25 protein-coding genes and 2 pseudogenes are annotated in these 25,412 nt (G+C 72.6%); 15 read left to right on the forward strand and 12 right to left on the reverse strand.

Annotated features, from left to right (window positions below; all coding sequences use genetic code 11):
• The first annotated feature begins 246 nt into the window (after positions 1 to 246).
• Positions 247 to 1,071: an IclR family transcriptional regulator gene (locus IG02_RS0125180; RefSeq protein ID WP_030752461.1), complete on the forward strand. Its 825-nt coding sequence runs from the start codon at positions 247 to 249 to the stop codon at positions 1,069 to 1,071.
• Positions 1,072 to 1,159: 88 nt separating this feature from the next.
• Positions 1,160 to 1,888 (forward strand): dipeptidase PepE, encoded by a 729-nt coding sequence (gene pepE / locus IG02_RS0125185; RefSeq protein WP_030752464.1) that lies wholly within the window; start codon positions 1,160 to 1,162, stop codon positions 1,886 to 1,888.
• 234 nt (positions 1,889 to 2,122) lie between these two features.
• On the opposite strand, the pseudogene bla reads toward pepE, so the two are convergent.
• The 5 genes and pseudogenes from bla to IG02_RS0125210 form a co-directional block, all read right to left on the reverse strand.
• Positions 2,123 to 2,947, reverse strand: a pseudogene (bla, locus tag IG02_RS38455) (class A beta-lactamase); the annotation flags it as partial.
• Between the two features lie 153 nt (positions 2,948 to 3,100).
• Positions 3,101 to 3,508, reverse strand: a complete 408-nt coding sequence (gene msrB / locus IG02_RS0125195; protein WP_030752470.1) for a peptide-methionine (R)-S-oxide reductase MsrB — start codon at positions 3,506 to 3,508, stop codon at positions 3,101 to 3,103.
• A 110-nt stretch (positions 3,509 to 3,618) separates the two neighbouring features.
• Entirely contained in the window at positions 3,619 to 5,028 is a 1,410-nt protein-coding gene (gene murC / locus IG02_RS0125200) for a UDP-N-acetylmuramate--L-alanine ligase (protein ID WP_030752473.1), read from the reverse strand.
• Positions 5,029 to 5,140: 112 nt separating this feature from the next.
• Positions 5,141 to 5,611: a hypothetical protein gene (locus tag IG02_RS0125205; RefSeq protein WP_037804146.1), complete on the reverse strand. Its 471-nt coding sequence runs from the start codon at positions 5,609 to 5,611 to the stop codon at positions 5,141 to 5,143.
• Positions 5,612 to 5,857: 246 nt separating this feature from the next.
• Complete coding sequence (locus IG02_RS0125210; RefSeq protein ID WP_030752479.1) at positions 5,858 to 6,730, reverse strand: pyrimidine reductase family protein; 873 nt, start codon at positions 6,728 to 6,730, stop codon at positions 5,858 to 5,860.
• Positions 6,731 to 6,767: 37 nt separating this feature from the next.
• On the opposite strand from IG02_RS0125210, the gene zapE reads away from it, so the two are divergent.
• From zapE to IG02_RS0125225, 3 genes are all read left to right on the forward strand, one after another.
• Complete coding sequence (gene zapE, locus IG02_RS0125215; RefSeq protein ID WP_030752481.1) at positions 6,768 to 7,883, forward strand: cell division protein ZapE; 1,116 nt, start codon at positions 6,768 to 6,770, stop codon at positions 7,881 to 7,883.
• 141 nt (positions 7,884 to 8,024) lie between these two features.
• Positions 8,025 to 8,450 carry an OsmC family protein gene (locus IG02_RS0125220; protein ID WP_030752484.1) on the forward strand — a complete coding sequence of 142 codons (426 nt, stop codon included), beginning with the start codon at positions 8,025 to 8,027 and terminating at the stop codon, positions 8,448 to 8,450.
• A gap of 243 nt (positions 8,451 to 8,693) precedes the next feature.
• Positions 8,694 to 10,073, forward strand: a complete 1,380-nt coding sequence (locus IG02_RS0125225; RefSeq protein ID WP_030752485.1) for an alkaline phosphatase PhoX — start codon at positions 8,694 to 8,696, stop codon at positions 10,071 to 10,073.
• 844 nt (positions 10,074 to 10,917) lie between these two features.
• On the opposite strand, the pseudogene IG02_RS0125235 reads toward IG02_RS0125225, so the two are convergent.
• Positions 10,918 to 11,100, reverse strand: a pseudogene (locus tag IG02_RS0125235) (hypothetical protein); the annotation flags it as partial.
• 158 nt (positions 11,101 to 11,258) lie between these two features.
• On the opposite strand from IG02_RS0125235, the gene IG02_RS0125240 reads away from it, so the two are divergent.
• Positions 11,259 to 12,098 (forward strand): helix-turn-helix domain-containing protein, encoded by an 840-nt coding sequence (locus tag IG02_RS0125240; RefSeq protein ID WP_037804149.1) that lies wholly within the window; start codon positions 11,259 to 11,261, stop codon positions 12,096 to 12,098.
• Positions 12,098 to 12,310 carry a DUF397 domain-containing protein gene (locus IG02_RS0125245; protein WP_078854792.1) on the forward strand — a complete coding sequence of 71 codons (213 nt, stop codon included), beginning with the start codon at positions 12,098 to 12,100 and terminating at the stop codon, positions 12,308 to 12,310. Before IG02_RS0125240 ends, IG02_RS0125245 begins: the two co-directional genes overlap by 1 nt.
• Positions 12,311 to 12,510: 200 nt before the next feature.
• Here IG02_RS0125245 and IG02_RS0125250 read toward each other — a convergent pair whose 3' ends face one another.
• Positions 12,511 to 12,978 carry a MarR family winged helix-turn-helix transcriptional regulator gene (locus IG02_RS0125250; RefSeq protein ID WP_030752491.1) on the reverse strand — a complete coding sequence of 156 codons (468 nt, stop codon included), beginning with the start codon at positions 12,976 to 12,978 and terminating at the stop codon, positions 12,511 to 12,513.
• A gap of 103 nt (positions 12,979 to 13,081) precedes the next feature.
• Here IG02_RS0125250 and IG02_RS0125255 point away from each other — a divergent pair, with 103 nt between their 5' ends.
• Together IG02_RS0125255 and IG02_RS0125260 are read left to right on the forward strand one after the other, a co-directional pair.
• Entirely contained in the window at positions 13,082 to 14,296 is a 1,215-nt protein-coding gene (locus tag IG02_RS0125255; RefSeq protein WP_030752493.1) for an amidohydrolase family protein, read from the forward strand.
• Between the two features lie 141 nt (positions 14,297 to 14,437).
• Complete coding sequence (locus IG02_RS0125260; RefSeq protein WP_234314903.1) at positions 14,438 to 15,298, forward strand: polysaccharide deacetylase family protein; 861 nt, start codon at positions 14,438 to 14,440, stop codon at positions 15,296 to 15,298.
• A gap of 135 nt (positions 15,299 to 15,433) precedes the next feature.
• On the opposite strand, the gene IG02_RS0125265 is transcribed toward IG02_RS0125260, so the two are convergent.
• Positions 15,434 to 16,306: a ketopantoate reductase family protein gene (locus IG02_RS0125265; RefSeq protein ID WP_030752499.1), complete on the reverse strand. Its 873-nt coding sequence runs from the start codon at positions 16,304 to 16,306 to the stop codon at positions 15,434 to 15,436.
• A gap of 70 nt (positions 16,307 to 16,376) precedes the next feature.
• On the opposite strand from IG02_RS0125265, the gene IG02_RS0125270 reads away from it, so the two are divergent.
• Both IG02_RS0125270 and IG02_RS0125275 read left to right on the forward strand, forming a co-directional pair.
• Positions 16,377 to 17,006 (forward strand): TetR/AcrR family transcriptional regulator, encoded by a 630-nt coding sequence (locus IG02_RS0125270; protein ID WP_030752502.1) that lies wholly within the window; start codon positions 16,377 to 16,379, stop codon positions 17,004 to 17,006.
• A gap of 245 nt (positions 17,007 to 17,251) precedes the next feature.
• Complete coding sequence (locus tag IG02_RS0125275; protein WP_030752505.1) at positions 17,252 to 17,722, forward strand: hypothetical protein; 471 nt, start codon at positions 17,252 to 17,254, stop codon at positions 17,720 to 17,722.
• A gap of 206 nt (positions 17,723 to 17,928) precedes the next feature.
• Here the strand turns inward: IG02_RS0125275 and IG02_RS0125280 are convergent, their stop codons facing one another.
• The 4 genes from IG02_RS0125280 to IG02_RS41765 all read right to left on the reverse strand — a co-directional run bounded on the left by IG02_RS0125280 (position 17,929) and on the right by IG02_RS41765 (position 20,582).
• Positions 17,929 to 18,597, reverse strand: a complete 669-nt coding sequence (locus IG02_RS0125280; protein WP_030752508.1) for a hypothetical protein — start codon at positions 18,595 to 18,597, stop codon at positions 17,929 to 17,931.
• A complete protein-coding gene (locus IG02_RS0125285) occupies positions 18,594 to 19,586 on the reverse strand; it encodes an ATP-binding cassette domain-containing protein (protein WP_078854793.1) in 993 nt (330 codons plus the stop codon). The genes IG02_RS0125280 and IG02_RS0125285 overlap by 4 nt, the downstream gene beginning before the upstream one ends.
• Before the next feature lie 85 nt (positions 19,587 to 19,671).
• Positions 19,672 to 20,349, reverse strand: coding sequence for an AIM24 family protein (locus tag IG02_RS0125290; RefSeq protein ID WP_030752514.1), 678 nt, complete (start codon positions 20,347 to 20,349; stop codon positions 19,672 to 19,674).
• A complete protein-coding gene (locus tag IG02_RS41765) occupies positions 20,346 to 20,582 on the reverse strand; it encodes a hypothetical protein (RefSeq protein WP_158712381.1) in 237 nt (78 codons plus the stop codon). Before IG02_RS41765 ends, IG02_RS0125290 begins: the two co-directional genes overlap by 4 nt.
• 16 nt (positions 20,583 to 20,598) lie before the next feature.
• Between IG02_RS41765 and IG02_RS0125300 the strand changes: the two genes are divergently transcribed.
• The 4 genes from IG02_RS0125300 to IG02_RS0125315 all read left to right on the forward strand — a co-directional run bounded on the left by IG02_RS0125300 (position 20,599) and on the right by IG02_RS0125315 (position 25,104).
• Positions 20,599 to 21,348 (forward strand): aminoacyl-tRNA hydrolase, encoded by a 750-nt coding sequence (locus IG02_RS0125300; protein WP_051765702.1) that lies wholly within the window; start codon positions 20,599 to 20,601, stop codon positions 21,346 to 21,348.
• A 121-nt stretch (positions 21,349 to 21,469) separates the two neighbouring features.
• The gene (locus tag IG02_RS0125305) at positions 21,470 to 22,258 is read left to right on the forward strand and encodes a DUF4142 domain-containing protein (RefSeq protein ID WP_420707790.1); all 789 of its coding nucleotides are present in this window, start codon (positions 21,470 to 21,472) and stop codon (positions 22,256 to 22,258) included.
• A 361-nt stretch (positions 22,259 to 22,619) separates the two neighbouring features.
• Positions 22,620 to 24,065, forward strand: a complete 1,446-nt coding sequence (locus tag IG02_RS40965; RefSeq protein ID WP_030752522.1) for a DUF692 domain-containing protein — start codon at positions 22,620 to 22,622, stop codon at positions 24,063 to 24,065.
• Between the two features lie 4 nt (positions 24,066 to 24,069).
• Positions 24,070 to 25,104, forward strand: a complete 1,035-nt coding sequence (locus IG02_RS0125315; RefSeq protein ID WP_037804153.1) for a TIGR04222 domain-containing membrane protein — start codon at positions 24,070 to 24,072, stop codon at positions 25,102 to 25,104.
• The last annotated feature ends 308 nt before the right edge of the window (positions 25,105 to 25,412 follow it).

Genomic DNA, 25,412 nt, shown 5'->3' on the forward strand with positions numbered 1-25,412 from the left:
TGTCCTGTACGGCGACCGACGAACCGGGCGGACCCGCCACCGGCCGGCCGGGCGGATCGGACGGACGAAGCCGGGCCGGGCGGACCGGTACGGGAACGCCGGAGGAGCACGGAGGCCGTGCAGGCGCCTGCTCGCCCGGAGAGGGTCCCGTTCGCGGTGGTTTCACGCCAACGTGGCCCAGAATCCGCCTCGCGCCGCACTGAGCGCAATGTTTTCTCTATATTCGAGATTGTTTACGCTTCCGGTATGTCCGACAGTGCTTCCGTAACGCCCGCGCAGGGCGCTCCTCCCCCGCTCCAGACCGCTGACCGCGTCCTGAGCCTGCTGCTCTCCTTCGACCGGGAGCACCCCGAGTGGGGAGTCTCCGACGTCGCGGCGGAGTTCGGCCTGGACAAGTCCGTGGCGCAGCGGCTGCTGGCCGCCCTCGCCTACCGGGGGTTCCTGGTGTCCGACCCGCGCACCCGGCGCTACCGGCTCGGTCCCGCCGTCTGGCACCTGTCCCGGGTCTGGGAGCGGGACGGCGGCATGGCCAGCCTGGTGCGGCCCACGCTGCGGGCGATGGCGGAGGCGGTGGGGGTTGGCGCGCTGTTCGCCGTGCCGGACGGGGTGCACATGCGCTGTGTGACGGCGGTGGACGGGGCGAGTGGACCGCTGCGGATCTACGGCCTGGCCGGCGAGCTGTACCCGGCCCACGCCGGGGCGACCTCCCGGGCCTACTTCGGTATGCTCCCGCCGGGTGACCGGGCGGCACTGCTGTACGGTCGGCCCATGGCGCGGTTCAGCGACCGTACGCTGACGGATCCCGCCCTGCTGGAGGAACGCTTCGCCGAGGTGCGGCGCAACGGCTACGCGTACTCCGAGGGTGAGTACGATCCCGAGACCGCGGCGCTCGCCGCCCCCGTGCTGGTGGGCAGGCGCGCGGTCGGCACGCTGTCCGTGGCGGGTCCCCTCGACGCGCTCAGGCCCCGTAAGGCGGACCTGGTCGCCCCGCTGCTCCAGGCGGCGGCGGACCTGGGCAAGCTGCTGACCCCGCTGCGTCCGCGCGGATCCGGCGCTCCGGGCAGACGCTGACCGCGCCGTACATCCCCGCCCGGCGTACCGCGCGCCGCGCACCGCGCCATTTCATTTCCCGCTCCCGCCATGCCGACGAAAGGCCACCATGCGTCTGCTGCTGCTCTCGAACTCCACCGCGCCCGGCCGCGGCTACCTCGAACACGCCCTCGCGGAGATCGACGACGCGCTCGGCGGTGTCCGCCGGCTGGTCTTCGTGCCGTACGCGCTGGCCGACCACGACGGCTACACCGCCCAGGTCGCGGAGGCGCTGGCCCCGCTCGGGGTCGAGGTGACCGGCGCGCACACGGCCGGGGACCCGGCCGCGCTGATACGGGACGCCGGGGCGGTCTTCGTCGGGGGCGGCAACAGCTTCCGGCTGCTGAAGGCGCTGTACGCGCACGACGTGGTGGCCGCGATCCGCGAGCGGGCCGGCGCGGGCGCCCTCTACATGGGGTCGAGCGCGGGCACGAACATGGCCTGCCCCACCCTGCGGACCACGAACGACATGCCCATCGTCCAGCCGCCGTCGTTCGAGGCGCTGGGGCTGGTGCCGTTCCAGATCAACCCGCACTACCTGGACGCCAGGCCGGACACGGCGCACATGGGCGAGACCCGGGCGCAGCGGCTGGAACAGTTCCTGGAGGAGAACGACGTGCCGGTGGTGGGCCTGCGGGAGGGCACCTGGCTGCGGCGCGAGGCGGACCGGCTGACGCTGGGCGGCATCGAGGCGGGCGCCGTCGTCTTCCGCGGGGGCGCCGAGCCGGCGGAGATCCGGCCGGGGCACGATCTGAGCGCGCTGCTCGGGGAACGGCCCCGCTTCGACACCGCCGGGTGAGCCTCGGCGCCGCGTGAGCCTCGCCCCGGGGTGGCGACGCGAGGGCACGGCCGGCTCCTCGCCGGCCGTGCCCTCGCCGTGTGTACCGGACGGGCGTGTGTACCGGACGGGCGTGTGTACCGGACGGGCGTGTGTACCGGACGGGCGTGTGTACCGGACGGGCGTGTGTACCGGGCCGGGCGGCCAGGCGATCGCGATGTCGTTGCGCGTGCCGTACTCGCCCCTGCCGGTCTTGTCTCCGACCTTCCAGCCGTCGGGCACCCCCGCCCGGATGAAGGGGTCACCGGTCGTGTTGCGCACGAGCCAGTCCGTGAGGAGCTCACGCCGGTCCTCGGGCAGCACGTCCCCGAGGACGAAGCGCCGCAGGTCGGTGCCCAGTGCGCGCGAGGTGCTGGTGTCCCGGACGTCGCCGGGGACCGCCTCGTTCAGTTCGGGCTCCCATCGGTTGATGTTCGTCGTCCTGTTGCCCAGCTCGCGGAGTGCGGCCTGGAGTTCGGCGGGACCGCCGAGTTCCTCCAGGAGAAGGTTCGCGGCGGCGTTGTCGCTGTAGCGCACGGTGGCGTCGGCGAGGGCGCGGATCGTCATGCCCTCGTCCACGTGCTGCGAGGTGATCGGCGTGTGCCCGGCGCGTTCCACGTCCTCGGCACTGTAGGTGACCGTGTGGTCGAGCCGGGCGTCCGAGGTGCGCTTCAGCACGACTCCGGCGAGGAGCGCCTTGAACGTCGAGGCGTGGGCGAACCGTTCGTCCGCCCGGTAGGTCACCGTCCGGCCGGTTCCGGTGTCGAGCACGTACACCCCGAGCCGGGCGTCGAACCGGCGCTCGACGTCGGCGAGGGCCTTGGTTCCCCGCTCGCGGGACGAGGACGCCGGGGCCGGGCCGGTCGACGTGGTCGAGACGGTGGCGGCGGCGGGCGCGGCGGACGTTTCGGCGCTGTTCCCGGAGCACCCGCTCAGCAGGGCCGTGATCAGCAGGACAGGGGTGGTGAGGGCGGCGGCAGGGGCGACGACGCCCGCCCCGCGTCGGAAGAAGGTCATGATCCGCAGCCTGCCGTCGCCCATGCGTGCGGTCAAAGCCGACAGCGGCCGACACCGGACTTCGGCCCCGAGGCGCTCATGGCCCGCGTCCCGCGGGCCCCGCACGACGAACTCCGCACACCGTGAGCCGGGCTCCTGCCGCCGGCCCCCTGCCGCCGGGCCCGCCGGCCTCTCACCTCAGGGCGTGTCCGGGGTCAGCCGCAGGGAGATCGAGTTGATGCAGTACCGCTGGTCCGTCGGCGTCGGGTAGCCCTCGCCCTCGAAGACGTGCCCGAGGTGCGAGCCGCAGCGCGCGCAGCGGACCTCCACCCGCACCATGCCGTGCGAGCGGTCCTCCAGCAGTTCGACCGCGTCCGAGTCCTTCGGGTCGTAGAAGGACGGCCAGCCGCAGTGCGACTCGAACTTCGTGCCGGATCGGAAGAGTTCGGCGCCACAGGCGCGGCAGGAGTAGACACCCTCGGTCTTGGTGTCCGTGTACTCACCGGTGAACGCCGGCTCCGTGCCCGCCTCGCGCAGCACCCGGTACTCCGCGGGGGACAGCTCCGCGCGCCACTGCTCGTCCGGCTTCTCGATGTCGTACGACATGCGCTCTCCCTACACTCGCTCGCTACAGCCGCCGCCGGGCCGCCGACCGGCCACACGCCGGTCCGACGACCCGCTCGCCCGGCCGGTCGCCCGTTCGGTCGCTTGTTCGGTCACTCACTTGCTTCGCCGAGGCGGGCCAGGATCCTCGGTCCGAGGTCCGTCACGTCGCCCGCGCCCATGGTGAGAACGAGATCGCCGGGGCGCGCCATTCCCGCCACCACGTCGGCGACCGCGTCCTTGTCGTGGACCGCCGTGACCGTGGCTCCCGCGGCCTCGGCGGCGTCCGTGATCAGGGCGCTGGTGACGCCGGGGATCGGGTCCTCGCGGGCCGGGTAGATGTCCAGCACCAGCGAGGCGTCCGCGAGCGCGAGGGCCTGGCCCATCTCCGTGGCCAGCTCCCGCGTACGGGAGTAAAGATGCGGCTGGAAGACCACCAGCAGCCGGGCGTCGGCGGCGGCCGCGCGCATCGCCTCCAGGTCGGCGGTCATCTCGGTCGGGTGGTGCGCGTAGGAGTCGACGACCTGGACGCCGGCCGTCTCGCCCTTGAGCTGGAGGCGGCGCTTGACGCCGGTGTACGCGCCGAGGGCGGAGGCCAGGTTGTGCGCCGGGACGCCGAGCGCGACCCCGGCGGCCAGGGCCGCGACCGCGTTGAGCGCGTAGTGCCGGCCGGGCACGGAGACGGTGAAGGTGAGCAGCCGTCCGTCGAGCAGGATGGTGACCTCGCTGGTCAGGCCGCGCGCGGTGACCTTGTGGACGCGTACGTCCGCGCCGTCGGCCGACCCGTAGGTGACGACCTTCGCCGTGGTGCGGCCACGGACCCGCTCCGCCAGCTCCACCGCGCCGGACTGGTCGGCGGAGATCACCAGCGTGCCGCCGGGAACGATCTTCGCGACGAAGGCCTCGAAGGACTCGTAGATCTCTTCCATCGACGCGTAGTTGGCGTGGTGGTCCAGCTCGACGTTGAGGACGATCGCGACCTCGGGGTCGTACTTCTGGAAGCTGCGGTCGCTCTCGTCGGCCTCGGCGACGAAGATCTCGCCCCCGCCGTGCCGGGCGTTCGTGCCCGGCCCCGCCAGGTCGCCGCCGATCGCGTACGACGGGTCCAGGCCCAGCTCGGTGAGGGCCACGGCGAGCATGGAGGTCGTGGTGGTCTTGCCGTGGGTGCCGGCGACCGCGATCGGCCGCGCGCCCCCCATCAGCGAGGCCAGCGCGTCCGAGCGGTGGACGACCGGCACGGACAGCTCGCCCGCCCGGACCAGCTCGGGGTTGTCGGGACGGATGGCGCTGGAGACGACCACGCACGAGGCGTCGTCCGCGAGGTGCCCCGCCGCGTGGCCGATGTGCACGGTGGCGCCGAGCGCGCGCAGGGACTCGGCCGTCGCCGACTCCTTCGCGTCGCTTCCCGCCACCTTGGCTCCGCGCTGGGCGAGGATCTTGGCGATACCCGACATTCCGGCGCCGCCGATACCGATGAAGTGCGGCCGTTCCAGGGCGGCGGGGATACCGGGTTCCGGTGCCATGCGTTTCTTCTCCCACGGTGCGAGCGCGCGTTGCGGCGCGATGGTCGGGGCTCCCGGGGGCGGGCCGCCCCCGGGAGCCCCGAAAGGTCCACGGTCCTGACGCTCACCCACCCTATGCGTTGTGCGCGAAGAGCTTCAGCACCGGTACGCCCACCTTGTGGCGCGCCCGGGAGGCCCAGTCCCGGTGGAAGAACTCCTCCACGTAATGCGGTTCGGTCAGCACGATCACCTCGTCCGCCCCGATCTCGTCCACGACCTCCTTGAGCCGGTCCAGCGGATGCTCCTCCACCACCTGCCCGGTGGCCTCGGAGCCGTGCGCGCGCAGTGCGGTCAGGGAGTGTTCGAGGGCGAGCCGGGCCGGCTGTCTCGCCTCGGCCCCCTCCGGCTCGTCCGCCTCCCTGACGGCCTCCTTCAGCTCCCCGATCGCGACGTCGTCGATGGCGCGCAGCAGCACGTCGGCCTGGTCGCCGCGGGGCTGCATGAGCACGACGAAGGAGACCGTCTCGTCGCCGTGGAGAGTGGTGACGAACTCCACGTCCTCCGACGTCAGGGGCTTCTCGATCATCAATACGCTGGTGAACACGACGGGCGCCCTTCGGCTACCCGGGCCGGCCGGTGTCCGGCCCGGTGCGGAAACCATCCTTCCCCGTGCTCGCACGGGGTCTGCGAAGTTAAGTCTGCCCAGCGGAAGCTAACCGGAACGAGGAATTCCACCGATTGTCAGACGCGCGTCCGGTGCGCGCCGGACGCGTCTCGCGCGCGTGCCTCACACCCGCGCTTCGGCCACGTACCTCACGCACGCGCGCCTCACGCCCGCCCGCACCGGTCGTCACACTCGCCGGTACCGTGTGAACAGGAATCCGTCCTCCTCCAGCAGCGCCGCCAGGGCAAAGCGTTCGGGTACGGCGAGAGCCGGCCCGCCCGCGATGCGCTGCGCGTACCCGGAAGTGAGCGTCGGAGACATGGTCAGGCACAGTTCGTCCAGCACCCCGGCCGCCACGAACTGGCCGAGCAGCCTCGGTCCGCCCTCGGTGAGCAGCCGGACGAGCCCCCGGTCGGCCAGCGCGCGCACGGCGCGGCCGGGCTCGACGCCCGGCCCGTCCCCGGCGACGATCACCTCCGCGCCGGCCTTCTCGGCGGCCCGCACCCGTTCCGGGAGCGCCGCGGCACCGGTCAGGACGATCGTCGGGACGAGGGGGGCGGTGAACAGCGGCAGGGAGAAGTCCAGGTCCAGGCTCGCGGTGACCACGGCGATCACCGGCGCGGGCCCCTGGCCCGCCGCCTTCCGCCGCGCGGCCAGGGCCTCCCGGGCGCGGGCCGGCCGGTAGCCCTCCCGCCGTACCGTCTCCGCGCCCACCACGATGGCGTCCGCCAGCCCCCGCAGCATCCCGAAGATCCGCATGTCGGCGGCGGAGGAGAGGGGCTCGGACCGGCCCCCGTGGTGGGCGGCCCCGTCGAGGCTGGCGACCATGTTGGCCCGCAGCCAGGCCGCCCGGCAGCCGCCCGCCGGGGCCGCGGCGCCCCGGCCGCCCGCCACGTCACCGATCTCCGTCCCGCCGGTCCCCGCCGCACCGCCGGTTCCCCCCTCGTCGTCCCGCCTCGCCGAGGCCGGATAGGCGTACGCCTCGGCCAGTTCGTCGAGCGTCCACTCACGGTCCGCACCGGAGGCTGTCTGGTCGGTCACAGGGAACAGGCGTCGCATGCCGAGCAGTCTGGCACGGCCTTTAAAGTGAAGAGTTGTGTCCTACTCCACCGCCGCCTCCGGTCAGCCGCAGGTCTCCGCCACGGCCCCCGCCTCCCTCCGCGCCCGTGAGCCGCGCGTCCCCGCCGACCGGCTGGTCGCGGAGATGGTGCCGCCGCCGCGTTTCGACTCCGTACGTTTCGACACGTACGTCCCCGACCCGAACCAGCCGAGTCAGTCCGAGGCGGTCACGGCCCTGCGCGCCTTCGCGGCCGGGCTCGGCGGGGCGCACGCCGGGGGCCAAGGCGGCGGTTCGGGGCGCGCCCCTCTCATGCGCCGCTGGTTCGGCAAGAAGCCCGCGGCGCCCGCCGGCCCGCGCGGCGTCTACCTGGACGGCGGGTACGGCGTCGGCAAGACGCACCTGCTGGCGTCCCTGTGGCACGCCACGCCCGCCGCTCCCGAGCTGAAGGCGTTCGGCACGTTCGTGGAGCTGACGAACCTGGTGGGCGCGCTCGGCTTCCAGGAGACCGTACGGACCCTCAGCGGCCACCGGCTGCTGTGCATCGACGAGTTCGAACTGGACGACCCGGGCGACACCGTCCTCGTCTCCAGCCTGCTCAGCCGGCTGGTCGAGGCGGGCGTGGCGCTGGCCGCCACGTCCAACACCCTGCCCGGCAAGCTCGGCGAGGGCCGGTTCGCCGCGGCCGACTTCCTCCGGGAGATCCAGGGCCTCGCCGCCCACTTCCGGCCGCTGCGGATCGACGGCGAGGACTACCGCCACCGAGGGCTGCCCGAGGCCCCGGCCCCGTACTCCGACGAACAGGTGACCAAGGCCGCCTACGCCACCGAAGGCGCCAGCCTGGACGACTTCCCCGGGCTGCTGGAGCATCTGGCCAGGGTCCATCCGAGCCGGTACGGGGCGCTGACGGACGGGCTCCGGGCCGTCTGCCTGACGGACGTCTCGGCGGTGCCGGACCAGTCCACCGCGCTCCGGCTGGTCGTCCTGGCCGACCGGCTGTACGACCGGGAGGTCCCGGTGCTCGCCTCCGGGCTGCCGTTCGACCGGCTGTTCAGCGAGGAGATGCTGAACGGCGGCTACCGGAAGAAATACTTCCGGGCCATCTCGCGGCTCACGGCACTGGCACGTGACGCGAAGGGTCTCGTGGCGCAGTAGGTTCGTCGAGTTCGTTGATCGCGTACGGCTCAGGGGGCACGCGGCACGCAGGGCCCGCCCCGGCGGCATACGCGAACGGACCGACCAGCAAGCGCCCGCCGGCCTGCAGCCGGCGGGCACACCGATCAGAAGGGTTCCACCATGGCCACCAAGCGTCAGGCGCACACGGTCTGGGAGGGCAATCTCCTCCAGGGCACGGGCACCGTCTCCTTCGACTCCTCCGGCATCCCCGACCAGGCGGTCTCGTGGCCGTCCCGGGCGGAGGCGGCGAACGGGAAGACCAGCCCCGAGGAGCTGATCGCGGCCGCCCACTCCAGCTGCTTCTCGATGGCGCTGTCCAACGGGCTCGCCCAGGGCGGCACCCCGCCGACCCGGCTGAACACCCAGGCCGAGGTCACCTTCCAGCCCGGCACGGGCATCACCGGCATCCACCTCACCGTGCGCGGCGAGGTGCCCGGGCTGGACGCGGCGGGCTTCGCCAAGGCGGCCGAGGACGCAAAGGCGAACTGCCCGGTCAGCCAGGCGCTCGCGGGAACGACGATCACGCTGGACGCGTCGCTCGCCTGAGTCCGGGCTCCGGTGCTCCGGGCTCCGGCCCCGACCCACGGCCCTGGGGCCCGTACCGCACGGTTCCGTGCGGTACGGGCCCCTGCCGTACGAAGCCGGGCGTACGGGCACGGCCCCACGCGAACACCCGGTGCGGGCGCGGCGACACCAGAGGCGGGCGACGGCCCGCGTGGTTCACGTGTCACGGATCACGTGGTACACACATGCGGTCACGTCTCCTGTCCGCCAGCAGGGAGTTGCCTCATGTCCGCAACACGACGTCAGATCCTCGCCCGCACCGGCGCGACCGCCGCGGGTATCGCCTTCAGCGGGGCCGTCTCGGAGCTCTTCACGGGCACCGCCGACGCCGCACAGCTCGGCCACGGCGGCGGCTACGGTCCGCTCGTCCCCGACCCGGACGGCCTGCTCGACCTTCCCGAGGGGTTCGGCTACCGGGTCCTGTCCCGCGAGGGTGACCCGCTCCGTTCCGGGGAGGGGCCGGTCCCGGGCAACCACGACGGCATGGCCGCCTTCGCCGGCCGCCGCGGCCGGCTGCACCTCGTGCGCAACCACGAGAACCGCGCCACCGCGCCCCGCCCCGTCCCGGTCGTCCCCGGCCTCACCTACGATCCGATGGGCAAGGGCGGCTGTACCGCGCTCGAACTGGACGGCCGCGACCGGGTCCTCGGCGAGCGCGTCGCCATCGCCGGCACCGCCGTCAACTGCGCCGGCGGCCCCACCCCCTGGGGCACCTGGCTCACCTGCGAGGAGACCGAGGACAGAGCCGGCACCAACGGCTACACCAAGGACCACGGTTTCGTCTTCGAGGTCGACGGCTCCGATCCGCGCCGTACCGGAGCCGTGCCGCTGACCGCCATGGGCCGCTTCCAGCACGAGGCGGTCGCGATCGACCCCGGCAACGGCACGGTGTACGAGACGGAGGACGCGTTCGACAAGCCCTTCGGGCTCTTCTACCGCTTCCTGCCGAACAAGCCGCGCGGCGGGATCGGCTCGCTGCGCGCGGGCGGCACGCTGGAGGCGATGCGGGTGCCGGGCGTGCCCGACCTGTCGACCGTCCAGGAGACGGGGGCGACCTTCGACCGGATCGAATGGGTCCCGGTGCCGGACCCGCTGGCCAAGGAGACGCCCATCCGTTTCCAGGACTTCGGCGCCGGGGGCATCACCCACGCGCAGAAGCTGGAGGGCTGCTACTGGGGCGGCCGCTGCGTCTACTTCGTCTCCAGCTTCGCGCACCGCTCGGCCGGCTCGGCGGCGGACCACTTCGGACAGGTGTGGCGGTACGACCCGCACCGGCGCCGGCTCACGCTGGTGATCGTCTTCGGGCCGGACGCGGACGTCCAGCTGCCCGGGGAGTCCCCCGACAACATCTGCCTGGCGCCCGGCGGCGGCCTGATGGTCTGCGAGGACGGCGGCGGCGCCCAGCACGTGTTCGGGGTGACGCGCAAGGGCGAGGTGTACGCCGTGGCGCGCGGCGCCCAGAACGTGGGCACGCCGGACGACCCCGAATGGGGCGAGTTCGCCGGGGTCACCTTCTCGCCGGACGGCCGGACCATGTACGTGAACTGCTACAACCCGGGCACCACCTTCGCGGTGACGGGCCCCTGGCGGGCCGGGCACCCGTAGATCCGGGAACGGTGAGGTAGCAGCGGGACAGAGCCCGAGCCGCGACAACGAGGTAGAGGGCTGCACGCCCTGGTCGCCCGCCCGCCCGGCCGTGGGCCGACGGCCGGGCGGTTCCCCGCACCGGCCAACCGTCCGCCGCCGATCATGCGGTAGCCGGTACGGGGCTCATGGGGGCTACAGGTAGCCGTGCACGGCCAGACCAGTGATCAGGAAGCACAGCGCGGCCAGGCACACGATGATGGTGGCGCCCGACACGAACAGCCACCATCCCACCTGCTGAACGGACTTCATGAGGGTCGGCTCTCAACTCGGCGATGCATATGGCGGATACATGAGCCGCAGTAGTAGAGGTCCGCGATCCGGTGCCCCTCTGTGGTAGCCGTGCCCACCCACAGCACTCGGACCCATGACCGCTCGCACCAGCCCCAGCATGCCGCCCACGTCCAGTCGTTGCCGTCGTCCATCCGGGCGGGTCCGGGGGTCGCGTGCCGGCCGGTACGTGGTGCGACGTGCCGGAAAGCCGGACTCACGACGCACTCTCCGCGCGGAGCGTCCATGGGCGCTGGGTCACTTCCACGTAGCCCGTGTGCTCCGGGTGGTCTCGTACGTGGGTGAACGTCCAGCCCCTCGCGGTCTCGAACAGATCCGACGTGGGGGATTCCGCGCCGCACCGCTTCCCGCCGCCGGTCTCGGCCGTACACCGGAAGGTGTGGAGTGTGGGCGGCTCGCCCGTACGGTTCGGCGCGATGGTCCAGTCGACGAATCCGTGGCGGCGCCCCGAGGCCGCCCCGCCGTCAAGCGTCAGGACGGGACCGAGAGCGGCGGTGAACACGGCGGCGTGCGCGTCGCCACGGCTCCGGGCGTTCTGCCGCGCGTTCTCGGCACGCAGCCGTTCGCCCGGCGTCAGTGCCCGGACGTGCTCCGGGTCCGCTTCCCACTCCGCCCCGCCGTTGACCGGGCGCAAGGACCAGTACGGGCCGGCGAGCCCGCGGAACTCCCCCGTTCTGTCACGCCTGGTGTCCACCATCAGCGTTCCGGGGGCCGGAACAGGCCTTGTCCTCTCCCCGTTCAGGGGGACGCTTCCTCCGGACACAACAACTCCTCTCTGTAGCCATTCCACCACCAAGGGTGTTCAGCCTGACGTAGAGTCGAGCCGTCTTCAACGTTCCAGCAACGGAGGGCATCTTGGTGAACCGCAAGGAGTTGAACCCCGAAGCCGGCCCACGAGCGGCCTTCGGCGCACGCCTGCGCAGCGCACGCGAGGCACGCGATTGGTTACAGGACGAGCTGGCCGAGCTGGTCGGTTACTCGGGCAGACACATCTCAGCAGTGGAAACCGGCCGCAAGCCGCCGACTCTCCGTTTTTCGCGCAGCCTGGATACCGCCCTCGGACTCACCGGCACCGCAGAGTCGTTCGAGCGAGCCTGGGGGGAGATCCGGAACGGCAGCCTGTTGGAAGGCTTTCCGGAGTACCTGGCCCAGGAGGCCCGCGCGGCAGAGATCCGACTGTTCGACGTAGGGGTGATTCCCGGACTGCTCCAGACGCTGGAGTACGCGACAGCCATCGAAGAGGGCCACGTGAAGCGGGGCACGGTCACCCCCGGACAAGCTGCTGAGCGGGTCGAGTCCCTGGCGGAACGCCAAGCGGCACTGGTGCGGCGCGTCCCGCCCATGGTGATCGTGGTCCTGGACGAGAGTTGCATCCGTCGCGTGATCGGAGGCACCGGGGTCATGGAGCGCCAGTTGGCCCATCTGATCGAGTTCGCCGAACGGCCCAACACCGTGCTCCAGTTGGCGCCCTACACCATGGGTGAGCACCGGCCGTTCAACCGGCTGGTGAACCTGCTGACCCTGCCCGACCGCTCCGTGATGTCCTACGTTGAGTCCCAAACCAACGGGCACCTGGACAGGGAGATCACTTCCGTACTGCCGCTGGTGAGGTCCTACCATCAGCTACAGGCCGAAGCGCTCTCCCAGGCGCCGTCCGTGGCCGTGATCAACGAGGCACGAAAGGGCACCCTGTGATGACCGACGCTCCCTCCTTCCTCTGGTTCAAGTCCTCCTACAGCGGCAGTGGCGGTTCCTGCGTCGAGTGGGCCCCGGCGCACGCGTCCGCCACCGGCATAGTCCCCGTCCGCGACTCGAAGGACCCGCTCGGGCCGGTGCTGACGATCCCCGCCGACGCGTTCGTATCCTTCGTCGCGGGCGTCAAGGCCGGAGAGTTCGACACCATCTGACCGTCCGGTCCGGCACCCAGCGGTCCCGAGGCACACCACGACGACGGCAAACGCCCCGCCACACCCCCGAGTCGGGAGGTATGGCGGGGCTTGTTCTTGGTCACCCGCGTGGAACCGGGCCACATGATGGACGGAATCACCCGCGTCACGTCCGGACCGGCCCCTGAGCCCCATGCCGGACGCGCCGCCGCCGACTTCGCTCAGCCGCGGCTCGCGGCCCTTTCCCTGGACCATGCGGTGGCGTCGGCCCCGTATCGGGCCAGGAGGCGTGCGAACTGAACCCGCTCCTCCGGTGACCAGGCAGCGGTGATCTCCTCGAACGCCTTTCGCTGTTCAGCGGCGAAGCGGTTGCGTTCGGCCTCGCCGTGCTCGGTGAGTTCGAGCACGGTGCGGCGTCCATCGGACTGGGACGCCGCCCGGCGCAGCAGCCCGTCGTCTATGCAGGCGGCGACGGTCCGGCTGGCCACCGGCTGGGCGACGCCCATCTCGGCGGCGAGGCCACCGACGGTCATCTCGCCCGGCGCATCGGCGATCACATTGAGCACGAGGTTGCGGGAGAGGTCCTTGCTCGAGGCGGGTGCGCGTCGTCGCAGACGTGACAGCGCCGGGCCGATCTGGTCCAGCGCCAGGTCGTCGGGGGACCGCTCGGAGGAAGACGCACCGCTCATGGGCCTTGAGTCTAGGCCCGCATCCGACATTTGCATACCCGCCCACAAATACATAGCATCCGATATGTAAATGCGAACGAGCAAGGAAACGAGGCGGACTGCCATGGCACTCACCGCGATCACCAACGCCCGGGTTTTCGACGGGGAGAAGACGGTCGGCGTGCAGACCGTGGTCATCGACGGCGGGAGGATCGCCCGCGTCGGCGGCGACGCTCCCCGGGGCAGTGAGATCGTCGACGGCAGCGGCGCCACACTGCTACCGGGACTCATCGACGCCCATGTTCACTCCGCCCCGGGTTCCCTGGCGCTCGCCCTGCGGTTCGGGGTGACGACGGAGCTGGAGATGCAGGGGATGAACACCCGGGAGAACCGGGCACTCATCACCGACGACGACACCGTGGCCGACGTGCGCTCCGCCGGCTTCGGCATCACACCGCCCGGCGGCCACCCGAGCGAGCTGATGCCCGAGGGATTCCGGCCGAAGTGGGACCTCCCGCCGGTGATGCCTCTGATGCCGTTCTCCACCACACCGGAGGAAGCGGCCGCATTCGTGCCCCAACTCCTCGCGCGGGGGTCCGATTTCATCAAGTTCATGATCGACGACGGCAGCGTGGAGGGGCACCCCGGGCTGCCGTCGCTCGACCAGGCCACCGTGAACGCCGGTGTGGCGGAAGCCAAGAAGTACGGGGCCCTCACCGTGGCCCACGCGCTGACCGTGGAGGCCACCAGGATGGCCGTCGAAGCCGGCGTCGACGGCGTCACCCACGTGTTCATGGACCAGCCGCACACCGCCGAGATCATCAGCCTCATCAAGGACGCGGGCATGTTCGTCGTTCCCTGCATCAGCCTCAACGCCTCGATGATGGGGATCACCGGCAGCGAACTCGCCGACGACCCCCGGGTCGCCGCACGCCTCGACAGCGAGTGGGACCGGGCCCTGCGGTCCAGCTACAACCGCTACCCGCAGGGCAAGCTCGACGACGTGTACGACACGGTGCGCGCCCTGGACGCCGCAGGCGTCGACGTGCTGGCCGGCACCGACGTTTCCATGCCCGAGACGTTCTTCGGGGGCCTGGCACACGGGGCGAGCCTGCACCACGAACTGCAGTACCTCGTGGCAGCCGGTCTCACCCCCTCACGGGCCTTGCGCGCGGCCACGGCGACCACGGCCCGCCGCTTCCGCCTCAGTGACCGGGGCCGCGTCGCCGAGGGACTCCGCGCCGACCTCCTGCTGGTCGACGGCGACCCGACCGGCGACATCAGCGACACTCTCAACACTCGGGCCGTCTGGCGCCGCGGCACCCGCCTGGCGGACTGACCGCGGTCCGTCGTCGAGCCGGGCGGGACCGGCCTCCCGTCCGGGACTCCCGCCCGGCGCGGGACCGCGCGAGCGGGGTGACTTCACCGCAGGCGAGTGCCGTACGACAATTACGGATAGATCATCCTATATTTTCCGTGCGTGATTACCTTCGCGCGCACGCTCGCCCTCGCCGCCGTCGTCCTCGGTACCACCGCCCTCGCGGGATGCGGCGGCACCGGCAAGCCCGGACCGCACGCCGTCTCCGGCTCCCCCGCCGTCCATCACTCCGCCGGCGCCCATGGCTCCGGAGCCGCGCGGCGGCCGCCGACCCTGGCGCCCACGCGCGGCGGTCTCACCCCCGTCTTCAAACGTGGCGACCCGGCCGCGGGCAGGACCGTGGCCCTCACGTTCGACGCCGACATGACAGCGGGCCAGGGGAAGCGGGCGGCGGGCGGGGAACGGTTCGACAACCCCTCGCTGATCACCCTGCTCCGGCGGCTCGAAGTCCCCTCGACCGTGTTCATGACGGGACGCTGGGCCGAGGAGTACCCGACCCAGGCACACGCGATCGGCAACGACCCGCTGTTCGAGATCGCCAACCACTCCTACAGCCACTACGCGTTCACCGACGACTGCTACGGGCTGCCGCGGATCGGCGCGGAGCGGATGGCCTCCGACGTCCGGCGGGCGTTCGACGCGTTCCGGAAGGCGGGGGCGACCAACGTGGTGCCGTACTTCCGTTTCCCCGGCGGCTGTTACGACAAGACCGCGCTGCGGGCCCTCGCCCCGGAGAAGGTCACGGCGGTCCAGTGGGACGTCGTCAGCGGGGACGCCTTCGCGACGGACCCGGACGCCGTCGCCCAGCAGGTCCTGGACGGGGTGAAGCCCGGCTCGCTGGTGGTGATGCACTGCACGCGCAGTGCGGCTCCGGTGACGGCCGAGGCGGTCGAGCGCATCGTGCCGGAGCTGCGGGAGCGCGGCTATCGCTTCGTCAAGGTCTCGGAGCTGATGAGGCACTGAGGCGTTCCGGGCACGGGCCCGGTCGATGCGGGTTCGCCGCGAGGCCGGTCCACGGACGGCACCGGACCGGTCCACGTACGGCGCCGGATCGTTCAGCCGCCTGCGCCGGGACCGCGAGGGTGCCGACCGGGTCGCTCAGCGGGCTCCCGCAGGGGCACGGAGCTGTTCGGCCAGCCGCTCGAGTTCGGCCGCCGTGGCAGGCGAGAGGTCGTTGAGTCCGCTGTGTACGGCCGTCGGGCTCTTCAGGAAGCGCCGGAGCACGGTCACGAGGAGCCCTTGCGGCAGAGCCCGCAACGCGGCGAACGCGTGAGGTACCGGCGGCGTCTCCATCGCGGCGAGGTTCTGCCGTATGAGGTGGAGCATGGCGCGGACCGCGTCGGGGTCGTCGGCCAGCACCAGCGGGCCGCCCGCCGCGTGCACCGCCTGCCCGAGCGGGACCTCGAACGCGGCGTGCGTCCTGAGCCAGGCATCCATCCGCGGTTCGGCCTTGGCGTTGATCCCGGCGGTACGGAAGGTCTCCACGATCCGTTCCAGTCGCGGGGTGGCGCGGCCGTCGGGCTCGCCGACCGGCGTCGCGACCCGGCGGGTGATGGAATTGCTCTTGCGGTAGCGGACCACGTCACCGTCCATCGTGCCGCCCGTCGCGGGGAAGCCGAGCAGCACCCGCTCCTGGCCGAGCACCGCACCCAGTGTCTCCGGGCCGGCTGCCCAGTTGAGCAGGAACAGCACGTCACCTCGGACACCGGCGAGTGATTCCAGCACCGCGTCCACCTGGTGGGTGCGGACGAAGACGGTGATCAGGTCGTACCCGCCGTCCGGGTGCTCGACCACCGGTACCGGCACCCGCTTGACAGCTGGGCCGTCTTCCTCGGCGAGCCGCACTCCGTGCCGGCGCAGGGCGGTCAGGCGCTCGCCCCGGGCGAGGAGCGAGACGTCGTGGCCGGCCTCGTGCATGCGGGCGGCGAACAGGCTGCCGCAAACCCCGGCGCCGTACACGAGCAGCTTCATGACAGCCCTCTTTCACACGTTCGTTTTACTCATACGTTCGTTTCATTCAAACATATGTAGAGTCCCTCGTGTGGCGACCCCAGACACCCGCACCCAGATCCTCGACGCGGCCGAGCACCTCTTCGCCGAGCACGGATACCGCGGCACCTCGGTCCGCGCGATCACCAAACTCGCCGGAGCGAACCTGGCCGCCGTCGGCTACCACTTCGGCTCGAAGGCGGAGCTGATGGCCGCGGTCGCCCGCCGCGTGATCGAGCCCATCAACGCTGCCCAGTGCGCCGGGCTCGACAAACTGCTCGCCCAGACCCCCGACCCACCGGTCGGCGAACTGGTGGAGGCGTTCGCGGGGCCGCTGTTCGACGAGATGCCGGCCGGCGACGAGGGCGGCGCCCGGACCTCCCGGCTGATCGTGACGATCCTCAGCGACCCGGCCGAGGAGGCACGCAGCTGGACCGGCCCGGCCGAGGACTCGGTCCGCGAGCGCTACCTCGCAGCCTTCGCGCGCGTACTGCCCGGCCTTTCCCCGGAGGAGCTGGCGTTCCGGATGCGGGGGATTCTTGCCGTGACGGCCGTCGACCGCCTCGAGGTCCACCAGCAGCCCTCCCCCGGCTGCGTGTCCCCGGTAGCGGGCGAGGCGGCCCGGCGATGGGCGATCACGTTCCTGACGGCAGCGATGAGTGCGCCACCGACCCAAACCTGACGACCCAGGACAGACGCCCATCCTGTTCGGCCAGGAACTGGCCTGGGAGGGGCGTACCACGAGCGGAGCCGACACCGCGCACTCTGCCACTCCTTCGGGACCGGTTCGTGCGAACCGCTGCCCGGTCTGCCTGGCCGCTGATCTACTGGTCCCGAGGGGCTTGATTCGACGGCGGCTCCCCCCACAGTGGTGAACAGGGCGGGAATCGCCCGTGCCGTGGCCACAAGTCCGCCAGAAGGAGGAGCATGACAGCGATAGGTGACCCGCGGGTGGTCGAAGCGATGTGGCGGGCGACGGACCTGACGCGGGCCTACCTCGCCCAGGACCGCGTCCAGGTCGCGGCCTGCCTCACGGACCTGGACACCGACCGGCTGGAGCACGTGCTGGCCTGGCTGCTCCTCGACCGCGACGGGCTCTTCGACATGCTGGGGGAACCGTCCATGGCGGTAGGGGAGATCGACACGGTGGCGGCTCTGGCACCGCCGGAGATCGAGTTCGCGACGACGACGGCCCTGCGCCGGGTCGCCGCGAAGGAGACGGGGCTCCTCCACGCGGTGAAGGGCTTGGCACTGCTGGAACAGATCCACGCCGTCGCGATCTGCACCGTGGTCATGCTGCTCGGCGCACTCGGCCGCGTCACCGCCCTGGAGAAGCTCGACGCGGAGACCGTGGAGTTCGAGCGGATGGGCCACCCCAGGCCCTACACGATCACCTGACCGCACAGGCCGCGCTATCCGCCACGGCCGGACGCAGCCGTGGCCCTGCGGGCCGGCCCCGGCCCTGCTCCGGGTCGGCGCCCGGGACGAATCGTCTGCGACGAGTACGCCCTGTCCGCCGGTACCAGGTCGGGGCAGGTGCGGGGCCGTTCGCCCGCCCGCCGCGTGGTGGGCCTCGGCACGTTCGGCCCCGGGCCCCGGCGTGTTCAGCCCCGGCGTGCCGCCACCGCGCAGGCCAGCGCGCCCGCCCCGGCCGCCACCAGCGCGGACAGGACGAGCTGCGTCCCCGGTATCCCGACCGTGCCCGTCAGCGATCCCCTCACCAGCCCGCTGACCGCCGACCGCGCCGGCGAGCCGACGGCCACCAGTGCCAGCAGCGCCACCACCGCGTTCGCCGCGATGCCCCGGCCCCGGGCGTTCACCAGCGGTCTGCTGCACAGCGCCCCGGCGGCCGCGCCGAGCAGCAGGCAGACCACGGCGGCGACCAGCCCCGCGGTCCCGGCGGACAGCGGGGGAACCCGCACCGTGTAGTCCGCGTTCACCGGTCGGCTGACCATGGACACGACCACCGTGCCCAGCACACCCAGCCCGCAGGCGAAGAGGGTGGCGGTCAGCAGAGCCGCCAGATGGGCCCGGTACGACCCGCTCGCGGCGGCCACGACGGCGCGCGCGGCGGCCGGTTCCTGGGTCACGCAGATCCGGACCAGCCAGGCGGTGACGGGGAGCAGCGCAGCCGCCGCGTAGCCGAGGGCGTCCAGGACGGGCTGTCCGGCCTGGACGCCGACGACGAGGAAGATCCCGTACATGAGGACCGGGGGCAGCCAGCGCTGGGACCGCAGCAGCATGGCGGACTGGTAGCCGAGCAGGGCCGTCATGAAGTGAGGTGCCTCGTTGTCGTGGTGGGGGAAGCGGATCGGCCGGACCCGTCGGACCCGTCGGACCGGTCGTCCGGGCTCCGACCGTCGGCCCTCGGCCCGGCAGATCCCTGAGCCGGCTCGGGAAGAACGGCCCGAGCAGCCGGAACCACCGGAAGAGCCGCGCGTACCTCCTCGATGTGCCACGGCGGACGAGCCGTCAGCAGCGCCCGCAACAGCGCGTCCGACCGCTCCGCCGGTGCCGTGAGCGTCAGACGGCCGTCGGGGCCCGTCTCGTACGCCGGCACGCCCGGCAGCCCGTCGGGCGGCTCGGCCCCCGGCGGGCCCACCGCCACGATCCGCGTCTCGGGCCCCGCCTCCGCACCGTCGGGCAGCGCGCCCGTGCGGCGGACGAGACCGCCGTCCACCACCGTGTACAGCTCGTCCAGCGCCCCCGCCAGCCGCCGTGGATCGTGGTCGACGAAGACGACCGTGCCCCCGGCCTCGATCCGTTCGGCGACCGCGAGGTCCAGTTCCGTACGGGCGGGCACGTCCAGTCCGGTCCATGCCTCGTCGAGCACCAGCAACTCCGGCTCGGCGAGCAGCGCCTGGGCGACAGCGACCTTCTGGCTGGTTCCCTTGGACAGCTCGTCCATCGGCGTACGGTCGTGCGCCTCGGCCCCGAACCGCTCCAGCCAGCCGGCCGCTCGCTCCCGCGCGACGGTGCCCCGCAGCCCGTGGATCCGGCCCAGCCGCACCAGGTAGTCGGAGGCCGTGAAGGGCAGGGCCGCCGGGAAGCGCTCCGGGACGAACGCCGTGCGGGGCCGGTCGGCGACCTGCCCCTCCGTGGGCCTGTCGATGCCCGCGAGGACGCGCAGCAGCGTGGACTTGCCGGTGCCGTTGGCGCCGTCGATCCGGACCAGTCCGCCGGCGGGCAGTTCGAGATCGACACCGCGCAGCACCCAAGGGCCGCCACGGCCGTAACGGCGGCCGACGTTCCGGAGTTTCATCGCCACATGATGTCAGTACGGCCCGGAAGGCGCGGGCGTTCAGCGTGACCGCTCCTCGTCCCTCCCCGGACCGGAACGGGGTGGCTCAGTGCGCGCTCTGCTTCTGGGGCGTGACCTCGCTCGGCCTGACGATCACGAAGCCCTCGCCCTGGAGCATCAGCTGGACCGCTTCCCCGGAGCCGCCCCTGATCATCGAGCCGACGGACTGGGAGCGGTGCAGCGACGTGTTCAGCTGCGCGCTCCAGCCGACGACGGCGTCCGTGTCCACGTAGACCGGCGACTGCGCGCTGACGGGAATGACGATCGGGGTGCCCTCGCAGATCACACCGAGCTTTCCGTAGCCGGTGAAGACGCTGTTGAAGAGGCCGCCGCCGGTCATGCCCGCGCCCTTCACCGTCTTGATCTCGTACGAGAGCGTGGCGTCGAAGCAGAGAACGTTGCGGCCGTTGATCGTGAGCGCGTCACCCTGCTCGACATCCACGATGAAGCAGTTGGCGGCCTCGTGCGCGAACCACGCCTCGCCCTGCCCCTTCACGGCCATCAGCGGCAGTCCCTCCCCGGTGACGGCCCGCTTGAGCATGCCGCCGATGCCCTGGCCCTTCCGCTCGAACTGGAGCTGGCCCCGGAAGGCGACCATGGATCCCTGCCGTGCGAACATCTCCCCGTTCACGGCGTACTTGATCGACTTCGCGTTCTGGAGGGTCATCCCGGGGGCGGTCGCGGGCTGTGCCAGATGTTCCGTTGAGAAAAGGTCGCTCTTCATGCCGTGCATCGTGACCCGGACCGGCCCCCTCCGCCAAGAAAGGTTTCGCCAAGAATGCCGCCCGGAGGCACCGGCGGGCCCGCGGAGGACCCGGCGGGCCCGCCCACGATCAGCCCCCGGCGCACCTGACGCGTCTCGTGCGCCTCACATGCCTCGCGCACCTCGCGCACTTCACCCACCTCGCGCACCTCGCGCACTTCACCCACCTCGCGCACCTCGCGCACCTCGCGCACCTGGCAGACTGGCTCCGTGACCAGCGACATCGATGACGGCGACGGCCGGGCCGATCCCTTCCGGCGGATACGCGGCTCCCGCGACGAGGCCCCCCAGTTCGTGCTGCCGCTGGTGGTCCGGCTGGAGAAGGCCGCGCCCCCGGCCCGTACCGACGCCCTGGAGACGGCGGCGCGCGCGGTGCTCGCCCTGCTCTCCGACGACCGGTCCCAGGGCGAGGGCGAATGGGCCGGCGCCGTACGGGACTGGCAGGACGCCCGGATCCGCAAAGTGGTGCGGCGGGCGCGCGGCGCGGAATGGCGGCGCGCCGGCGCACTCCCCGGCCTGACGGTCACCGGCGGCGGGCCGGCGACGGACACGTCGTCCCCGGCCGAGGTACGGGTCTTCCCGCCCGTACCGCTCGACGGCTGGCCCAAGGAGCTGGCCCGGCTCCAGGTCTCCGGCACCGAACTGGACGATCCGGCGCCGCCGCCCGCACCGGACCCGGACCACCCCGTCCTCTGGCTGAATCCGGGGGTGGAGATGTCGGCGGGCAAGGCGATGGCCCAGGCCGGCCACGGTGCCCAACTCGCCTGGTGGGCACTCGGGGAGGCGGACCGCGCGTCCTGGCGCGAGGCCGGCTTCCCGCTCGCCGTCCGCACCGCCGAACCCGCTCGCTGGGGCGAACTCACCGGCAGCGGGCTTCCGTTGGTGCGCGACGCCGGCTTCACGGAGATCGCTCCCGGCTCCTGCACCGTGGTCGCCGATCATCCGTCGCTGCGGAGTTGAACGCCCGGGCGCCGCCGTACGTATCTCCCGGTGCCGCACAGCACATCGCACGGCCCGTCCGTCAGCGGTTGGTTCAGCGGGGTCTTTTACCGGTTCGGGAGGCAGCACATTGTTGGGACGTATGAACGGCACGGCGCTCATAGTCGGCGCGATGGTAGTGACGGTCGCCTCGTTGGCCTATCCCGTCTGGTCGTACGCCGACCGTTCCGGCACCGGCCAGGCCAACCTCAGCGCGTCGACGGTCTCGACCCAGTGGGGTCCCCTCTCGGCGACCGACCGTGACCTGCTGGTCAAGGTGAGACTCGCGGGCCTGTGGGAGCTGCCGGCCGGCCAGCAGGCCCTGGAACGGGCCCCGACGCAGGCCATCAAGGACTGCGGTGACCATCTGGTCGTGGGCCACACCGACCTCGACGTGCGCGTGCGCGACGTGGCGGCCAAGCTCGGTGTGCAGCTACCCAACCAGCCCAACGAGCAGCAGCAGGGCTGGCTCCAGGAGTTGTCTGCGGCGACGGGCGAGGAGTACGAGCGCAAGTTCGCCAACCTGCTGCGCAACGCTCACGGCAAGGTGTTCTCGCAGATCGCGCTGGTACGCCACACCACCAGGAACGCCCTCGTGCGGCAGCTCGCCTCGGACGCCAACCAGACGGTGCTCGACCACATCACGATGCTGGAGGCCACCGGCCGGGTCGACTTCGACGCCATGGCCAACGAGGCCGCGAACGGCGCGTCGTCCAGCCCGACCGGTCCGCCGCCGCCCGACGGCAACCTGCCGCCCGCGGCGCCGCCCGTCCAGCCGTCCGGCGACCAGACCCTGACCTCGTCGCCCTCGCCCGCGGCCCCTGGCGCCCCGCCGAACACCGACCGGCCGGCGGTGGGCGAGGGCGAACCGGCGCCCGGCGCGACGCAGTGACCCGATCGGCGCGCCAAGTCGGTCGGCACGCCGAGCCGGTCGGCACGCCGAGCCGATCAGGCGGACCGCACGTCTGATCACGCCTGACGGGTCGCCCCTCGCGTCCGTACGACCGCACGGCCCCGAGCCCCACGGCCCCGGCACCGCTACCACGGTGCCGGGGCCGTTCGCCGCCCGCGGCCGGGCCGGCCCGCGGTTCCGCAACCTCAAATGAACCTCTGAACGTCCTCTCCTGTGGATTCGCCGGCTTCCGCCGGGGTCATCTACCGGAGGAACCAAGGGGGAACCGGTGAGCCGGGAGCCGGAGGGCCGCGCGGCCCGAACGGCGCGAACGGCGCGCATCGGTCGGAGAGGAGGAGCCGTGCGCGACACACCGCGGCTGGGCATCGGCATCGGATGGCGTCCGGAAATCGCGGACACGGTAGAGGGGTTGGCGGGAGTCGACTGGGTCGAGGCCGTCGCGGAGAACGTCTGCCCCGGGCACCTGCCCGAATCGCTCCTGCGGCTGCGCGAGCGCGGGGTCACCGTCGTCCCGCACGGCGTCTCGCTCGGCCTCGGCGGCGCCGACCGGCCGGACCCACGCAAGCTCGCCGACCTCGCGGAGCGTGCCGAGGCGCTGGGATCCCCGCTGGTCACCGAGCACATCGCCTTCGTACGGGCCGGTGGCGGGCGCACCGCGTCGCCCGTGCTGGAGGCCGGACACCTGCTGCCGGTCCCCCGCACCCGGGACGCGCTGCGCGTGCTGTGCGAGAACGTACGGATCGCCCAGGACGCGCTGCCCGTACCCCTCGCCGTGGAGAACATCGCCGCGCTGATCTCCTGGCCGGACGAGGAGCTGAGCGAGGGGCGGTTCCTCGCCGAACTGGTCGAACGCACCGGCGTACGGCTGCTGATCGATGTCGCCAACCTGCACACCAACCACGTCAACCGCGGTGAGGACCCGGCGCGCGCACTGGACGAACTGCCGGTCGAGGCCATCGCGTACGTGCACGTCGCGGGCGGGGTCGAGCGCGATGGCGTCTGGCACGACACCCACGCGCACCCGGTCACCCGGCCGGTGCTCGACGTGCTGGCCGAACTGCGCGCGCGGATCGCTCCGCCGGGAGTCCTGCTGGAGCGCGACGACGACTTCCCGCCCGCGGCGGAGCTGGCGGGCGAACTGGCCATGATCCGGGACACGCTCGCCGGGCCGGCCGGACCGACCGGGCCGACCGGGTCCGTAGGGACCGCGGTACCGCTCAGCGCGGCCCCGACAAACCCAGCGCGGCCGTCGGCGGGCGGCGGAGGCACGGGCCACGGTGACGACAACGACAGCGACGTCGAGATCGACATGGACGTCGACAGCGGCGCCGAGTTCGGCGAAGGCGTCGGCGCTGGCGACGGCGACGGCGACGGCGGAGCCGTTCGGGACCGGCTCGCGCTCGGCCAGACCGCCCTGCTCTCGGCACTGGTCGCCGGCGCACCCGTGCCGGCCGGTTTCGACTCCGGGCGCCTCGGCGTGCAGAGCCGGGCCCTGGTCTCCAAGCGTGCCGGCGTGATCGCCAAGGTGGCCCCGGAGCTGCCGGAGATCCTCGGGGACGGCTTCCGCCCCGCGTTCGTCTCGTACGCCACGAACCGGCCGATGCGCGCCGGGTACCGCAGGGACGCGCTCGACTTCGCCGAGCACCTGCTGATCGCGGACGAGCCCGGGGACCCGGTGGCGCGGCGGCGGCTGACGCTCTGGTGGCGGGAGCGCGCGGGCGCCCGGCCGCCGGGGCGCGCGGCCCGTCTCGTGCACGCCGCCCGCGCCGCGCTGACCGGGAGGTGAGGAGATGCTGGTCGTCGTCCTTCTGCTGGCCCACCTCGGCATCGCCGTCTCCTGCGTCCTGCTGATCGCCCGGATCGTCAAGGTGCGACGCAGGGGCGTGGCCGGCCACGTCGGGGACACGGCGGAGGCCGCGTTCCTGGCGGGCGGGCCGGGGCAGGTGGTGGACGCCGCGATCGCGGGGATGTGCGCCGACGGCCGGCTGACCGTCGGGGGTCCGGGCATCGTCGCCGTCGGGCACGGAGTCGCGCACGACCCGGTGGAGGAGTCCGTTCTCCAGGAACTGGCGGTGGCGCCCAGCGGGGCCCTGCACAAGTTGCGGTTCGCGGTGATGCGCGGTCCGGCCGTGCAGGGCGTGGGCGACGCGCTCGCGGCCCGTGGACTGCTGGTCGCGCCCGTCGAGGCCCGTGCGGCGCGGAAGTGGGCCGCGGTCCAGACGGCGGTCTGCTTCCTGGCGCTGCCGGTGGTGATCGTCCTGGCGGGCGTCCTGTTCATGAAGGACCGGGACAGCGGCACCGGCTCGCTCGCCGTGTCCGTCCTGCTGAGCCTGTTCGCCGGCGGGATCGTCGGCCTGGTCTGCACGCCGTACACCAGGACGTGGATCACCGGGGCCGGGCGTGGGGCGCTGCGGGACTTCCGGGCGAGGAACCCGCGGGTTCCGGGGGCCGCTCCGCTGCCGGCCGCCCGGCTGGTCGCGGCATACGGCCTGGCGGCCCTGCCGGATCCGGTGCTGGCTCAGCGGTTGCGAACGGCGGCCCGCCGGCGGCCGGGACGGACCGTCGTAGCGACAGCGCAGGGGACGGCCGCCGCGATGGTCATGTGGTGCTCGGGTGCGCTGCCCGGAGTCGATACGGGCGGCGGCTACGGAAGCGACGGAGGTGGCTCCTGTGGCGGAAACGGCGGTGGCGGCTCCTGCGGCGGCGGTAGCGGGAACGGCAGTGCCTGCGGCGGTGGCAGCAGTGGCGGCAGCTCCTGCGGAGGCAGCAGCAGCGGGGGTGGCGGGGGCTGTGGCGGAGGAGGAGGCGGCGGAGGCGGAGGCTGATACCGGCCCGTCGGCACCGGCCCGTCGGCACCGGCCCGTCGCCGCCGCCCCGGCGGCCCCGCCCGGAGCGCCCCGCGCCCGCCGCGCCGCCCAGGCTCGGCGCAGGACGCGGATCACGCGGGATCCCGGTCCGGTCGCGCGGCGTGGCGGCCGTCGCCGGGTCGGGCCGCACCTGACGGCCCGTCACGACTACTCGACGGCCACTCACATGCCGGCCGTTTCCGCATCCCGGCGGACCCTGCGGGGTGGTCGTGCGGCGCAACGGGGTCAATAGCGCCAACACCGTCCGGCGGTCCTTGCACGGCTTC

It is taken from the genome of Streptomyces sp. NRRL F-5135 (genome assembly GCF_000719775.1).
GTDB classification, from domain to species: Bacteria; Actinomycetota; Actinomycetes; order Streptomycetales; family Streptomycetaceae; genus Streptomyces; species Streptomyces hebeiensis.

Coding starts and splice junctions, on each gene's coding strand:
- IG02_RS0125180 (WP_030752461.1), top strand. CDS start 247: ATGTCCGACAGTGCTTCCGTAACGCCCGCGCAGGGCGCTCCTCCCCCG.
- pepE (WP_030752464.1), top strand. CDS start 1,160: ATGCGTCTGCTGCTGCTCTCGAACTCCACCGCGCCCGGCCGCGGCTAC.
- msrB (WP_030752470.1), bottom strand. CDS start 3,508: ATGTCGTACGACATCGAGAAGCCGGACGAGCAGTGGCGCGCGGAGCTG.
- murC (WP_030752473.1), bottom strand. CDS start 5,028: ATGGCACCGGAACCCGGTATCCCCGCCGCCCTGGAACGGCCGCACTTC.
- IG02_RS0125210 (WP_030752479.1), bottom strand. CDS start 6,730: ATGCGACGCCTGTTCCCTGTGACCGACCAGACAGCCTCCGGTGCGGAC.
- IG02_RS0125220 (WP_030752484.1), top strand. CDS start 8,025: ATGGCCACCAAGCGTCAGGCGCACACGGTCTGGGAGGGCAATCTCCTC.
- IG02_RS0125225 (WP_030752485.1), top strand. CDS start 8,694: ATGTCCGCAACACGACGTCAGATCCTCGCCCGCACCGGCGCGACCGCC.
- IG02_RS0125245 (WP_078854792.1), top strand. CDS start 12,098: ATGACCGACGCTCCCTCCTTCCTCTGGTTCAAGTCCTCCTACAGCGGC.
- IG02_RS0125250 (WP_030752491.1), bottom strand. CDS start 12,978: ATGAGCGGTGCGTCTTCCTCCGAGCGGTCCCCCGACGACCTGGCGCTG.
- IG02_RS0125255 (WP_030752493.1), top strand. CDS start 13,082: ATGGCACTCACCGCGATCACCAACGCCCGGGTTTTCGACGGGGAGAAG.
- IG02_RS0125265 (WP_030752499.1), bottom strand. CDS start 16,306: ATGAAGCTGCTCGTGTACGGCGCCGGGGTTTGCGGCAGCCTGTTCGCC.
- IG02_RS0125275 (WP_030752505.1), top strand. CDS start 17,252: ATGACAGCGATAGGTGACCCGCGGGTGGTCGAAGCGATGTGGCGGGCG.
- IG02_RS0125280 (WP_030752508.1), bottom strand. CDS start 18,597: ATGACGGCCCTGCTCGGCTACCAGTCCGCCATGCTGCTGCGGTCCCAG.
- IG02_RS0125285 (WP_078854793.1), bottom strand. CDS start 19,586: ATGAAACTCCGGAACGTCGGCCGCCGTTACGGCCGTGGCGGCCCTTGG.
- IG02_RS0125290 (WP_030752514.1), bottom strand. CDS start 20,349: ATGAAGAGCGACCTTTTCTCAACGGAACATCTGGCACAGCCCGCGACC.
- IG02_RS0125305 (WP_420707790.1), top strand. CDS start 21,470: ATGAACGGCACGGCGCTCATAGTCGGCGCGATGGTAGTGACGGTCGCC.
- IG02_RS0125315 (WP_037804153.1), top strand. CDS start 24,070: ATGCTGGTCGTCGTCCTTCTGCTGGCCCACCTCGGCATCGCCGTCTCC.